Raw genomic sequence first — 12,998 nt, forward strand, 5'->3', positions numbered from 1 at the left:
GCGAAAATTACACCAGTTCGATGGCCATCGCCGTGGCTTCACCGCCACCGATGCACAGGGAGGCGACGCCCTTGCTCAGGCCGCGGCGTTTCAGGGCATGCACCAGGGTCACCAGCAGGCGGGTACCGGAGCAGCCGATGGGATGGCCCAGGGCACAGGCTCCGCCATTGACGTTCACCTTGGCGTGGTCCAGCCCCAGCTCATTGATGGCCAGCATGGTCACCATGGCAAAGGCTTCGTTGATCTCATACAGGTCCACCTCGTCCCGCTGCCAGCCAGCGCGCTCCAGCAGGCCATTGATGGCGCCGATGGGGGCGATGGTGAACTCCTCCGGAGCCTGAGAGTGGGTGTGATGTGCGGCAATGCGAGCCAGCACAGGCAAGCCATTGGCCCGGGCATAACCGGCACTGGTGACCACCATGGCGGCGGCGCCGTCGGAGATGGAGCTGGCGTTGGCGGCGGTGATGGTCCCCGCCTTGCTGAAGGCGGGGCGCAGGGCGGGAATCTTATCGGGACGTGCGTTACCAGGCTGCTCGTCCACATCAACCGTCACCTCGCCTTTGCGGGTCTTGATGGTCACCGGAGCAATCTCATCCTCGAAGGCCCCCGCGTCGATGGCGGCATTGGCTCGCTTGAGACTTTCCAGGGCGTAGCCGTCCATCTGCTCCCGGGTCAGGCCATACTCGTCCGACGTCCCCTGGGCAAAGACCCCCATCGCCTTGCCGGTATAGGCGTCCTCCAGACCATCGAGGAACATGTGATCCAGCACCTTGCCGTGGCCCATGCGCATGCCGCCGCGCGCCTTGTCCAACAGGTAGGGCGCCAGAGACATGCTCTCCATGCCTCCCGCCACCACCAGTTGGGCACTGCCGGCACGCACCAGATCATGGGCCAGCATCACTGTCTTCATCCCCGAGCCACACACCTTGTTCACCGTGGTGGCGCCACAGGACTGAGGCAATCCCGCTTTGAGAGTGGCCTGACGGGCGGGAGCCTGCCCCTGGCCAGCGGGCAGCACACAGCCCATCAGCACTTCATCCACCTGCTCCGGGGACACACCGCTCTGCGCCAGAGCGGCACGGATGGCGGTGGCGCCCAGTTCCGGGGCAGCAACGCCACTCAGGGAGCCCTGAAAGCCCCCCATGGCCGTGCGGCTCGCCGCAGCAATCACAACCTCATGATCCTTGATCATTGTTAACTCCTTGTAATGCGATTCATCCTAGGTTACTTGAAGTGTGACGTTTACGGCAACGTAAACTTTGGTTTAATGCTAGGGCAAACTTTCCCCCGCTGTAAGCCCACGCTGACGCAAACTCCACTATCCTTAGGGAGTTCCAATGACAAACAGATGGCAATTCAATGGATAACAACGGACAGATGATGGTCAGTTGGGTAACCCGCACACTCGAGATCAGTGCCGCGTTGCTGATTTTCGTTATCGGAGTGGGGATTTTGGTGGTCGCTTACCTCTACGTAAAGGATGTCACCCAGACCCAACAGGCAATTCGCCGAAACTACCCGGTAATCGGCCGCTTCCGTTATTGGTTCGAGCATATGGGGGAGTTTTTCAGGCAGTACTTCTTCGCCCTGGACCGTGATGAGATGCCCTTTAACCGGGCCCAGCGCAGCTGGGTCTACCGGGCTGCCAAGGATGTGGACAGCACCATCGCCTTCGGGTCTACCCGCCCCCTGAATCAACCTGGCGACATCATTTTTCTCAACTGTCTGTTTCCCACCCTGAAAGAGGACGCGGTGCCACCAACCCCGGTCACCATTGGTGACGGCGTGGCCCGCATCCCCTATACCACCGCCAGCTTCTTCAACGTCTCCGGCATGAGTTTTGGGGCCCTCAGCGTGCCTGCGGTGCGGGCTCTGTCCATCGGCGCTCATGAGGCCGGTATCTGGATGAACACCGGAGAAGGCGGCCTCTCCCCCTATCATCTGGAGGGCGGATGCGACATCGTCTTTCAGATTGGCACCGCCAAATACGGCGTCCGCGATACCGATGGCAAACTCTGTGATAAGAAGCTCCAGGAGGTGGCCAGGCACCAGCAGGTGCGGATGTTCGAAATCAAGATGAGTCAGGGGGCCAAACCCGGTAAGGGCGGCATTTTGCCTGGTGGTAAGGTCACCGCCGAGATCGCTAAGATCCGCGGCATTCCCGAGGGTGAGGACTCCATCAGCCCCAATGGTCATCCCGAGATCCGCAGTGTGGACGACTTGCTGGACATGATCGCCCGCGTCAGGGAGGTCACCGGCAAACCCTGTGGCTTCAAGGCGGTGATTGGTCACAGTGGCTGGGTAGAGGAGCTGATGGCCGCCATCAAGGCAAGGGGCAAAGAGAGCGCCCCGGACTTCATCACCGTGGACTCCGCCGATGGTGGCACCGGTGCCGCCCCTCAATCCTTGATGGACTTCATGGGCTTGCCGCTGAAACGCAGCCTGCCCTATATCGTCGATACCCTGGAAGCCCATGGTCTCAGGGAGAGAATCAAGGTGATGGCGTCCGGTAAATTGGTGAACCCTTCGGATGTCGCCTGGGCCCTGTGTGTCGGCGCCGACTTCGTTAACTCCGCCCGGGGCTTCATGTTCTCCCTGGGGTGCATTCAGGCACTGCAATGCAACAAGAACTCCTGCCCCACCGGCATCACCACCCATGACCCCAAACTGCAGAAGGGGCTGGTGGTGGAAGACAAGGCCCGACGAGTGGCTCACTACGCCAGGAACCTGATGCATGAGGTCGGCGTCATCGCCCACTCCTGCGGTGTGCGTGAACCCAGGTTGCTGCGACGGGATCATGCCCAGATCATCAATGATCATGGCCTGCCGGTCTCCCTGGACGCGGCTGATCGCTGAACCTGGAGTACAGTGACAAGGGCGGCCTGGCGCCGCCCTTTACAGAGTGACACGCGATCCCATCTCTGCACATCCGATGATCCTTAAATCACTTCCTCGCACAGCACGGTTAACAAGGGCTTCACACTTCACAATTTCACACATTGAATCCCGCTATTTCGTTACCAGATCCGACCACCTTTGACGCCTTTGACCATTAGGTCGTGATCCGGATCACTCCTTAACGCCAGCTGAACCAAAATCCTCTCCTGCTGACAGTTTTGCTTATACCCCTGCAACTTTTCTTCGCTCCAAAACATTAGGAATTACTAATAAATTTGATACTAAAGAAAAGTGAAACACTCAGAGGTATCTTATGAAACGTCGCTCCTATCAAGCCCTTACCGCAGTATTGCTGCTTACTGTCTCTGCCGGTCTGGCGGCTGCCGAAGGCGGCAACCCCAAGAAAGGCAAGCACCTCTATAAGAAACACTGCAAGGCCTGCCACAGCCAGAGCAGTGAAGCGATGGAACTGACTCCCATGTCCAAGACCATGGCCCAGTGGGATCGCTTCTTCCAGCGCAACAAGCATAAGGCCAAGCCCGAAGTGTTCCAGGGACTCTCCGACCAGGCGCTGAAGGATATCCAGCAGTTCCTCTATGACCACGCTGCGGACTCCGACCAGCCCGCCACTTGCGGTTAATCAAACAACAACAAGCCCTTAAGGATATGATGATGAAACCCACACTCGTTGCACTAGTCGTCTCACAGGCGCTGATTCTGCCCCAGGCAATGGCCGCAGACAGCACCGAGAAATCCATCGACGATCTCAAGCGCCAGCTGGCCGAGGTCACAGAAGAGCTGGAGTACCTGTCCGAGCGTGTCGACAAGCCAGAGAGCCATGCCGCCACCGACCGGGTACTGATCACCGGTGACTTCCGCACCAAGGCCCACAGCCTGCACTACCAGGACGTGGTCTGGAGCCCAGGCCTGACCGTAGCCACCCCCATGGGCAGAATGCCCATGTCCATGAACGGCCCTGGCTTTGTGCCCACCGCTCAGGACATCGACAATGACGTGTTCTACACCACCCGTCTGCGTCTGAACCTCAAGGCCAAGGTATGGGAAAACGTCAGCTTCGCCGGCCGCCTGACCATGTTCAAGAGCTGGGGCGATTCCACCGAAGTCAACGTGTTTGACTCCTGGAACTCCTTCACCATGGACGGCACCAGCAGCGGTCACCCCAACGGCGACACCGTTCGGGTAGAGCGCGCCTACTTCGACTGGAAAAACATCGGCGGTACCGAGTTCTACCTCTCCGTCGGCCGTCGCCCCTCCAGCTACGGCTACCCCACCAACTTCCGTGAGAACGAGCTGCGTGGCGGCACCCCCTCAGGTCACCTGGTGAACTTCAACTTCGACGGCGCCACCATCGGCTACCACACCGAGCACCTGACCGGCATGGAGGGCCAGGTGGTCCGCTTCTGCTACGGCCAGGGTTATGAGTCCCAGTGGGGCAACGGCGAGCTGTTCGGCAACACCTCCGTGGACGATGTTCACCTGGGTGGTTTCAACATCGACATCCTCAACGACGGCACCAACTTCCTGCAGTTCATCCTGTTTGGCGCCAAAGATGTGGCCGACGGCTTCAAGGGCACCATGTCCATGCCCGACGAGCTGCTGGCAATGTTCGGTCAAGATGGCATGGGTAACGTCACCCCTGTGGTCCGCTACCAGCCCAGCACCAACATCGGTGACATCTACCTGAGCGGCCTGACCTTCGTCCGCGAAGAGGACAATGGCGTCAAGTGGTTCACCTCTCTGGGATGGACCCGCACCGATCCCAACGGCAACTTCGGCATGTTTGGCGGCCTGAACAACGACCCGCTGTATCAGATGCTGAGCCAGACCGAAGTGGATCCCAACCCCATCGGCACCACAGACAACGAAGCCCACGACGGTTACTCCATCTACGCCGGTATCCAGATCCCTGTAGGCGACGGCAAGTTTGGCCTGGAGTACAACTACGGCTCCAAGTACTGGACCCCCTTCACCCAGGCCCAGGACGATCCCATTGGCAGCAAGCTGGCCACCCGTGGTCACGCCTATGAGGGTTACTACATCCATGACATCAACCCCAAGATGTTCGTGAAGTTCGCCGCCCTGTACTACGACTTCGAGTACACCGGTTCCGGTTCCCCGGTTGGCGCCCCACAGAACATCGATGAAGTTCTGGCGGGACAGGCATTCAGCATGCTGCCTGCGATGGACACCGCGTTCGACGTGAATGCCTCCATCACCGTGAAGTTCTAAGTTTCATCATCTCGGCGGCCCAACCCCGGCATCTGGGGGGACGGCCGCCTCTCCAGGGAAAAGATATGCGCACATTACTGTTAACCACTTTGCTGACCGGCCTGATGTTGCCGGTTGGCGCACAGGCGGAGAACCCCCACAAGGAGTTCATCACCGGTCCCATCAACAGCGGCTCAGAAGCGACCGCCCAGTGTATTGAGTGTCATGAAGAGCACACCGAAGCCTTCATGAAGACCAGCCACTGGACCTGGGCCAAGGAACAGACCGTCAACGGCAAGACCGTAAAGCTGGGCAAAAAGAACGCCATCAACAACTACTGCGTTTCCGTCTCCAGCAACGAGCCTCGCTGCACCAAGTGTCATGCCGGCTACGGCTATGAAGACGCCAAGTTCGATTTCACCGACGCCACCAAGGTGGACTGCCTGGTGTGCCACGACACCACTGGCTCCTATCAGAAGGATCTCAGCGGCTACGCCTTCAAGAGCGTCGACCTGGTGAAGGTCTCCCAGAATGTGGGCGCCCCGGTCCGTGATAACTGCGGCACCTGCCACTTCTATGGCGGCGGCGGCGACGGCGTGAAACACGGCGACATGGACTCCAGCATGGCCTACCCGGACAAGGCTCTGGATGTGCACATGGACGCCGACGGCATGGACTTCCAGTGCCAGGATTGCCACAAGGGTGAGTCTCACACCATCAAAGGGCAGGCGATGAGCGTCTCCCCGGGCAGCACCGACCACCTGGAGTGCACCAGCTGTCACGAGAGCGAGGTTCACAAGAACGCCAAGCTCAACCGCCACACCGAAAAGGTGGCCTGTCAGACCTGCCACATTCCGGAATTTGCCAAGGTCGAGCCCACCAAGATGTGGTGGGACTGGTCCGAAGCGGGCCAGGCTCGTGAAGAGACCAAGAACCAGTGGGGCCGCAAGGACTACATGAAGAAGAAGGGCAGCTTCGTCTGGGGCCAGAAGGTTCAGCCCGAGTACGCTTGGTACAACGGCACCGCCGAGGCTTACCTGTTCGGTGACAAGATGGATCCCACCCAGGTCACCGCCCTGAGCAAGCCTGCGGGCGCCAACGGCGACGGTGTCTCCAAGATCTACCCCTTCAAGGTGCACCGCGGTAAGCAGCTGTACGATGCCAAGCACATGGTGTTTATCCCCACCAAGGTGTTCGGCAAAGATGGCTACTGGAAGACCTTTGACTGGGACAAGTCCGCCACTGCGGGCATGAACACCCACCCGGCCATGCAAGCCAAAGGCCTGACCTACAGCGGTCAGAAAGGGTTTGCCGAAACCGAGATGTGGTGGCGCATCAACCACATGGTTTCACCGAAGACTGAAGCCCTGAAGTGCAGCGCCTGCCACAGCAAGAAGGGCCGGTTGGATTGGGAGGCCCTGGGCTATGACCAGGATCCCATGAAGGCTAAGAAGAAGAAGTAACCTAGGGGCGTAACCCGGGGCTCCTCCCGGGACCAAGGTTGGCCCGCCATCTGGCGGGCCTTTTTTTGCCTGCCTGCCTGTCCGACAAACGCCGCCGATCCGTCACAGATCATTCTCTGGACAACCAAGGAGTTAGTGATAATAATTCTCATTAAAGGCGAATGAGTAAAATAGGAGTCCCCCATGACCTCGGAGATCCATCGCTGGTTGCAACGAGACCCTGACCCCAGCACCCGCAGCGAACTTCAGCAACTGCTGGACCGCAATGATCAACAGGAGCTAGAGCAGCGATTTTCCGGTCGCCTGGCATTTGGCACCGCCGGCCTTCGAGGCGTTGTCGGCGCAGGCCCCAACCGGATGAACCGGCTGGTGATCCAGGAAACCGCCACCGGCCTGGCTCAATACCTCCTGACTCAGGAGGTCAACGCCCGCAGTCGCGGTGTTGTTATCGGTTACGATGGCCGCCCGGACTCTCGCCAGTTTGCCGAGGACACCGCTGCGGCACTCACCGCTCATGGCATTTTGGTCTACCTCACCGTCCGGGTCGCCCCCACTCCCCTGGTGGCCTTTGGGGTCAAGCACCTCAATGCCGCCGCCGGCGTGGTGGTCACCGCCAGCCACAACCCGCCGCAGTACAACGGCTTTAAAGTCTACTGGGGCAATGGCGCTCAGATTATCCCCCCCCATGACACAGGCATCGCCAAGCAGATAGACGCTGCGGCCCACTCCGAACTCTCCCTGATGCCGCTGGAACTCGCTGAAGAAAATGGCCTGCTGACCCTGCTGGGCAACCCCTTCTATGAGGATTATCGCCAGGCTCAGGACCGCAGTGCCCTGCTGTCCAATCACACCACCCCCGAGGCCATCAGCCTGGCCTACACCGCCATGCATGGCGTCGGGGCAGAGATGGCGGAAACCTTGCTTAAGGATGCGGGTTTTCATCAGGTGTACAGCGTGGCCGATCAGCGGGAGCCTGACGGGCGCTTCCCGACGGTAAACTTCCCCAACCCGGAAGAGCCAGGCGCCATGGATTTGGTGATCGCCGAAGCCGCCAAGCATAACGCCACTCTGGCGGTGGCCAATGATCCCGATGCCGACCGTCTGGCAGTCGCGGCTCGAACTCCTGAGGGCAATTACCAGATGCTCACCGGCGACCAGGTGGGCGTGTTACTGGGCCACTATTTGCTCAGTCGTACCTCCGCCTCTGGCGCTCTGGTGGGCACCACTGTGGTCTCCTCCTCATTGCTCCAGCGTATCGCCCATGCCGCAGGCGCCCGTTACTATCAGACCCTGACCGGTTTCAAGTGGCTCACCAATATGGCCATGAAGCATCAGACCGACGAATGCCGTTTCCTGTTCGCCTATGAAGAGGCCCTGGGCTATACCGTGGGCGATCTGGTGTGGGATAAGGACGGCCTCTCCGCCCTGGTCGCCTTTGCCCAGTTGACCGCAGAACTGGCCGGGCAAGGTCTGACCCTGTGGGACCGGCTGGAGTCCATCTATCGTCAGCATGGCCTGCACCTCAATGCCCAGCGCAGCATCGCCCTGTCACCGGGCACACCACCGATGGGCGATGCCCTGAGGGCCAGTCCCCCAGAGCAGATCGGCGGAGAGCCAATCACCGCCATCACCGACTTGAAGCAGGGCACAACAGAATACCGCGATGGACATCAGGCGCAGATCGACCTGCCCAGCAGTGATGTGCTGATCTACCAGTTGGCCAGCGGCGATCGGGTGGTGGTGCGCCCGTCAGGCACCGAACCCAAGATCAAGTGTTACTACGAAGTGGTGGAAGCGGTTCAGGAGAAAGAGTCTCTCAAGCAGGCCCAGGGGCGGGCAACATCAAGAATGTCCGAGTTAATCGCCTCCCACCAGGCCAGCCTCCGCTGAACCTGTCGCCAGAGGCACCACCAAAAGGAGGACCCAAGGGCCCTCCTGCGCAACCGAAATCTCCGGCTTATGCAACGGTGTCTAACACCACACTAATGAATGAAGGAGTGCTCGATGCTGGAGACCAGCGGGCGGAACCAGGGCTGCCCCTGACTCTCCCAGGACGCCAGCAGACTGCGATGACAGAGGTGATCAAAGCCGTCGAGCTCAAAGGCCACCAACTCACCACTGGCCAGCTGGGCACGAATCAGGGCTGCTGAGATAAAACCGATCCCCTCACCACGAATCAGCGCCTCCACCATCAGATGAAGGTCGCCGCAGGACACCTGAAAACGAAAGTCCTCGAGCTCCAGCTTCTTGGCGGCCAGATTCTGCACCAACAGATCCCGGGAACAGCAGCCCGGCTTGGCCACATAGAGGGTGTGAGCCATCAATGCTTCCAGGCTCTGCTCGTCAATGCTGCTGAGCAGAGTGGGACTGGCCACGAAGATCACCTTATCCGGCGGCAGGGGGTGACGCCAGCAATTGCTCAGGTTCAGAGGCTGTATGTGTTCGGTGATGGCGATGTCATAGCGACCTTCGTTGATGGCGGAGATCACCTGATCACTGGCCAGGTAGTCAAACTCTACCGAGTGCTGCTTTTCCCGGTTGAATTCACTCAAGGCCACCGGGAAATAACTGGCGCCGAAGGCGGGTGTACAACACAGCCTCAGTGCGTCGCTGCCACTTTGCTGCAATCGGGAATACAGCTGCCGCTCCATCTCAAGCAGCCGCTTTCCGTGCTCAAGGACCAGTTCTCCCGAGAGTGTGGGCTTGATGGGCGTCAGCTGGCGATTCAGCAACACGGCACCACAGCGCTCCTCCAGTGCCTTGATCCTCTGAGAAGCTGCCGAATGGGTGATGTTCAAGGAGGCTGCCGCTTTAGAGATACTGCCGAGCTCCACCGACAGCACCAGGGTCTTCAGATCCTGCGTCTTCATACACAGTCCTTACCTGAGGGCGCATAGCACCAGAAATTAGCTCCAGAGTATCAAGTAAATTTAGATTCAGCTAATATAAAACTGACCACCGTGATCCAATACAAAAAATCATGGGTCTACACTGATTAGATTGATCAGTGTAAGGAGCATGTTATGGGATCTCTCAAGGTACTGGCTCTGTGTGGCAGCCTGAGGCAGGAATCACTCAACCGAAAACTGATGCTTCAGGCCATAGCCTTGGCGCCCAAAGGGGTGGATGTACAGCAGGGAAAAATCTGTGCCATTCCCCTCTACAGTCAGGACCAACAACAGATGGGGTTTCCCGAGTCGGTGGAAACACTGCACCGGCAGCTGATGGAGTCCGATGCAATCCTGCTGGTGACACCGGAATACAACTACTCCATCCCTGGGGTACTGAAAAACGCCATCGATTGGCTGTCGCGATACTCCCCGCATGGATTCAACAACAAACCTGTGGCCATCATGGGGGCCAGCCCGGGCAGAATGGGCACCTGCCGCTGTCAGTATCACCTCCGACAGGTGATGGTATTTCTCAACGCCTGGGTACTGAATAAGCCTGAGGTGATGCTCAGTGAGGCTCACCTGGCCTTTGACGAAGCGGGCAACCTTAAAGAGCACAGGCTCCAAGAGCTGGTGGAAAGCCAGATGCAGGCATTAAAACAGATGATTCACAGCGAATAACCTAAAGCGGCGCCACTGGCGCCGCATTGGGTTCAGTTTCGGCTGGCGAAACTCAAGTGCAGCGAGCCGATTAGACCCACCTGCTGTTGCAGTTCGTTGCTGCACCGCTCCACCTCCTGGGTCGAAGCCAGATTCCCCTGCGTCAACGCCTGAATCTCCGCCAGACTGCCAGCTATCTCATTCACTGCCAGCCTCTGCTGCACCGATGCGGTCGCCGTCTGCCCCGCCATATCATGGGCCAGCTCAATGTGACGGTTGATCTGTTCAATCTCACTGGCGCTGGTTTGGGCGGCAAGGGCACAGGCGTCCGCCAGGTGATGGTTGCGTTCCATCTTCTCAACCCAGAGTTTCAGGGTGTGGTGCATCCCTTCGATGCTGTTCTGGATCTCCGTGGTTGCCAGTTGAGTCCGGTTGGAGAGGGCGCGAACTTCATCGGCCACCACGGCAAACCCCCTGCCCTGTTCTCCGGCACGGGCCGCCTCGATGGCGGCATTGAGCGCCAACAAATTGGTCTGTTCGGCAATGCCATCGATCTCTTTCATGGCCAGAGCCACCTTATCGGCCTCCCCATGAAGCTCCCCGGCATGCTCTGCTGCCGCTTTGACCTCCCGGGCCAGAGTTCGAATCTGATCACGACTGCCCAGCATATCGCTCTGCGCACCGTAACAGGACTGTCTGGATTGCAAGGTGCTTTGCGCCGACGCCTCGGCACAGTTGGCGATCTCACCCACAGAGACATTGAGCTCGTCAACGGCGGTCGCGATCTGGTCCAGACGAGCATTCTCCTGACGCACCCCCTGCCTGGCCTGCTCACTGAGCCCCACCAGGGTAGAGGACATGGCATCGAGGTGCTGAGACGCATCCCGGGTTCGGCCCAGCACGCCGCTTATCCTGGCCTGGGACATCTGCAATTGGAACTCAAGGATGCTGCTGCTGCCATGGCCGGCAAAAACATAGCGGCTGACGCTGTCGTACTCCTGCTGCAGCTTCATCAGCATGGCCGGTACCCGAAACGCCTCATCGAAAAACAGCGTCAGCATGGCGGCCACCATGGCCAGGCCACAGAGCACCACCCAGGGTTGGAACAACCAGGCTACAGCGGCAAAACCCAGTGCCAGAATCACCCCGGACAACCAGCGACGACGGGCCAGAGTCAGGAAGCGGCCCACGGGCTTGCCTTGGTTCAGCTTTTGATAAACCTCGCTGGCCCGCTCCTTCAGCTGTTGTGTGGTGGCCCGCCTCACCGACTGATAGCCCACGACCTGGCCATGTTCAAACATGGGGGTGACAAAGGCGTCCACCCAGTAATAACGCCCATCCTTGGTGCGATTCTTGACGACGCCTCGCCAGGGCTTCTGCGCCTTCAGCGCATCCCAAAGCTCCTTGAACGCCGCCTTAGGCATCTCGGGATGGCGAACCAGATTATGATTGTGACCGATCAGCTCAGACTCTTCGAAGCCGCTGATCGCGATAAAGGCGGGATTTGCGTAGGTGATGATGCCTCGCAGATCTGTGGTGGATACCAGCTCCTCTCCCTGAGGAACCACAACCTCTTGATTGACGATATGACGCTCTCGTCTCATGTGACCTACATCCTGTAGTTAGATTGAGTTAATCAAGCCTAGATCACATTTTACTTGTTGCTTAATGGCTTTACCACGTGGTAGGGCGGAAACTTTTTTCCGATTTATCGTTTTTTAGCAACATATTTCATCAACTTGCGCATTATTCGCCCGCCAGGTCATTCAGGTCATAAGGGGTCTGCTGATAGACGCAGTAGTTGAGCCAGTTGGAGAACAGCAGGGCGCCATGGGCATGCCAGCGCGCATGAGGAGGCAGAGTGGGGTCGTCCTTGGGATAGTAGTTCTTCGGCAAGGCGGGCTCGGCGCCCGCCGCCCGATCCCGGCGGTATTCATCCTGCAAAGTGGTGCGGGTGTACTCCGGGTGGCCGGTCACAAACAGGTTGCGGTTGTCCCTGCTGGCCACCAGGTAGGCCCCGGCTTCATCGGACTCCGCCAACACCTGGAGCTGCGGGTGAGCTTTCAGCCGGTCCAGGCTGACCTGGGCAAAGCGCGAATGCGGCACCCAGAACTCGTCATCAAACCCCCTCAACAGGGGAATATGGCCATGGGCACGGCGATGACGGAACACCCCGGAAATCTTATCGTCCCTCAGATAGCGCTTCACCCCATAGAGGTGGTACAGCGCCGCATGGGCGGCCCAGCACAGGAAAAGCACTGAGGTGGCATGCTTCTGCGACCAGTTGATGATGTCGCAGATCTCCGGCCAGTAGGTCACCTCCTCAAACTCGAAATTACCCAGGGGGGCCCCGGTAATGATCAGGCCATCGTAGTTGTTGTTCTTAACCTGGTCGAAATCCCGGTAGAAGGCATCCATGTGATCGCTGGGCGTGTGCTTGGAGGCTTTGCGGTGAATTCTGAGCAGCTCGACGTTCACCTGCAGCGGCGAGTTACCCAGCAGTCTGAGCAACTGAGTCTCGGTCTCGATCTTGTTGGGCATCAGGTTAAGGATCAGCAGCCGCAAGGGACGGATATCCTGAGACGCCGCCCGCTCCTCGGACATGACAAAGATGTTCTCGCTGCGCAGGATCTCCGACGCCGGCAACTGACTGGGTATTCTGACTGGCATAAACAACCTCCTAGAGCTCCATTTATAACAGGACATCTAGACGGCTACAACTCCAGAGCTCCAATTTCCCCATGGGTGTGATCCTGCCCCCCTGTTCCCCGATGCAATATGGATGACGTTAACACTTTGGGAACAGATATTTACCACCGGAGCTGCTATGATCGCGCTACCTGAACTTTTGCAAAGA

Annotated in this window: 10 protein-coding genes; 6 read left to right on the forward strand and 4 right to left on the reverse strand. The window is 58.8% G+C overall.

Features of this window, described 5'->3' with window-relative positions:
* Positions 1–7: 7 nt before the first annotated feature.
* Positions 8–1,192 (reverse strand): thiolase family protein, encoded by a 1,185-nt coding sequence (locus G505_RS0117875; RefSeq protein ID WP_028110771.1) that lies wholly within the window; start codon positions 1,190–1,192, stop codon positions 8–10.
* A gap of 188 nt (positions 1,193–1,380) precedes the next feature.
* On the opposite strand from G505_RS0117875, the gene G505_RS0117880 reads away from it, so the two are divergent.
* From G505_RS0117880 to G505_RS0117905, 5 genes are all read left to right on the forward strand, one after another.
* Positions 1,381–2,856, forward strand: coding sequence for an FMN-binding glutamate synthase family protein (locus G505_RS0117880; protein ID WP_211220002.1), 1,476 nt, complete (start codon positions 1,381–1,383; stop codon positions 2,854–2,856).
* Positions 2,857–3,211: 355 nt separating this feature from the next.
* Complete coding sequence (locus G505_RS0117890) at positions 3,212–3,538, forward strand: c-type cytochrome (RefSeq protein WP_028110773.1); 327 nt, start codon at positions 3,212–3,214, stop codon at positions 3,536–3,538.
* Positions 3,539–3,567: 29 nt separating this feature from the next.
* On the forward strand, positions 3,568–5,148 hold the full coding sequence (locus tag G505_RS0117895) for a DUF3373 domain-containing protein (RefSeq protein WP_028110774.1): 1,581 nt from the start codon (positions 3,568–3,570) through the stop codon (positions 5,146–5,148).
* 65 nt (positions 5,149–5,213) lie between these two features.
* The gene (locus G505_RS0117900; protein WP_028110775.1) at positions 5,214–6,590 is read left to right on the forward strand and encodes a tetrathionate reductase family octaheme c-type cytochrome; all 1,377 of its coding nucleotides are present in this window, start codon (positions 5,214–5,216) and stop codon (positions 6,588–6,590) included.
* Between the two features lie 183 nt (positions 6,591–6,773).
* Positions 6,774–8,480 carry a phospho-sugar mutase gene (locus tag G505_RS0117905; RefSeq protein ID WP_028110776.1) on the forward strand — a complete coding sequence of 569 codons (1,707 nt, stop codon included), beginning with the start codon at positions 6,774–6,776 and terminating at the stop codon, positions 8,478–8,480.
* Between the two features lie 92 nt (positions 8,481–8,572).
* Here the strand turns inward: G505_RS0117905 and G505_RS0117910 are convergent, their stop codons facing one another.
* Complete coding sequence (locus G505_RS0117910; RefSeq protein ID WP_028110777.1) at positions 8,573–9,460, reverse strand: LysR family transcriptional regulator; 888 nt, start codon at positions 9,458–9,460, stop codon at positions 8,573–8,575.
* A 153-nt stretch (positions 9,461–9,613) separates the two neighbouring features.
* On the opposite strand from G505_RS0117910, the gene G505_RS0117915 reads away from it, so the two are divergent.
* The gene (locus G505_RS0117915; RefSeq protein ID WP_028110778.1) at positions 9,614–10,162 is read left to right on the forward strand and encodes an NADPH-dependent FMN reductase; all 549 of its coding nucleotides are present in this window, start codon (positions 9,614–9,616) and stop codon (positions 10,160–10,162) included.
* A 32-nt stretch (positions 10,163–10,194) separates the two neighbouring features.
* Here G505_RS0117915 and G505_RS0117920 read toward each other — a convergent pair whose 3' ends face one another.
* Positions 10,195–11,745, reverse strand: coding sequence for a methyl-accepting chemotaxis protein (locus G505_RS0117920; protein ID WP_028110779.1), 1,551 nt, complete (start codon positions 11,743–11,745; stop codon positions 10,195–10,197).
* Positions 11,746–11,887: 142 nt separating this feature from the next.
* Positions 11,888–12,811, reverse strand: a complete 924-nt coding sequence (gene metA, locus G505_RS0117925) for a homoserine O-acetyltransferase MetA (RefSeq protein WP_028110780.1) — start codon at positions 12,809–12,811, stop codon at positions 11,888–11,890.
* Positions 12,812–12,998 lie beyond the last annotated feature (187 nt).

The sequence above is a fragment of the Ferrimonas futtsuensis DSM 18154 genome, from assembly GCF_000422645.1.
In the GTDB taxonomy this organism is placed as follows: Bacteria; Pseudomonadota; Gammaproteobacteria; order Enterobacterales; family Shewanellaceae; genus Ferrimonas; species Ferrimonas futtsuensis.

Coding starts and splice junctions, on each gene's coding strand:
- G505_RS0117880 (WP_211220002.1), top strand. CDS start 1,381: ATGGTCAGTTGGGTAACCCGCACACTCGAGATCAGTGCCGCGTTGCTG.
- G505_RS0117920 (WP_028110779.1), bottom strand. CDS start 11,745: ATGAGACGAGAGCGTCATATCGTCAATCAAGAGGTTGTGGTTCCTCAG.
- G505_RS0117915 (WP_028110778.1), top strand. CDS start 9,614: ATGGGATCTCTCAAGGTACTGGCTCTGTGTGGCAGCCTGAGGCAGGAA.
- G505_RS0117890 (WP_028110773.1), top strand. CDS start 3,212: ATGAAACGTCGCTCCTATCAAGCCCTTACCGCAGTATTGCTGCTTACT.
- G505_RS0117905 (WP_028110776.1), top strand. CDS start 6,774: ATGACCTCGGAGATCCATCGCTGGTTGCAACGAGACCCTGACCCCAGC.
- G505_RS0117875 (WP_028110771.1), bottom strand. CDS start 1,192: ATGATCAAGGATCATGAGGTTGTGATTGCTGCGGCGAGCCGCACGGCC.
- metA (WP_028110780.1), bottom strand. CDS start 12,811: ATGCCAGTCAGAATACCCAGTCAGTTGCCGGCGTCGGAGATCCTGCGC.
- G505_RS0117895 (WP_028110774.1), top strand. CDS start 3,568: ATGATGAAACCCACACTCGTTGCACTAGTCGTCTCACAGGCGCTGATT.
- G505_RS0117900 (WP_028110775.1), top strand. CDS start 5,214: ATGCGCACATTACTGTTAACCACTTTGCTGACCGGCCTGATGTTGCCG.
- G505_RS0117910 (WP_028110777.1), bottom strand. CDS start 9,460: ATGAAGACGCAGGATCTGAAGACCCTGGTGCTGTCGGTGGAGCTCGGC.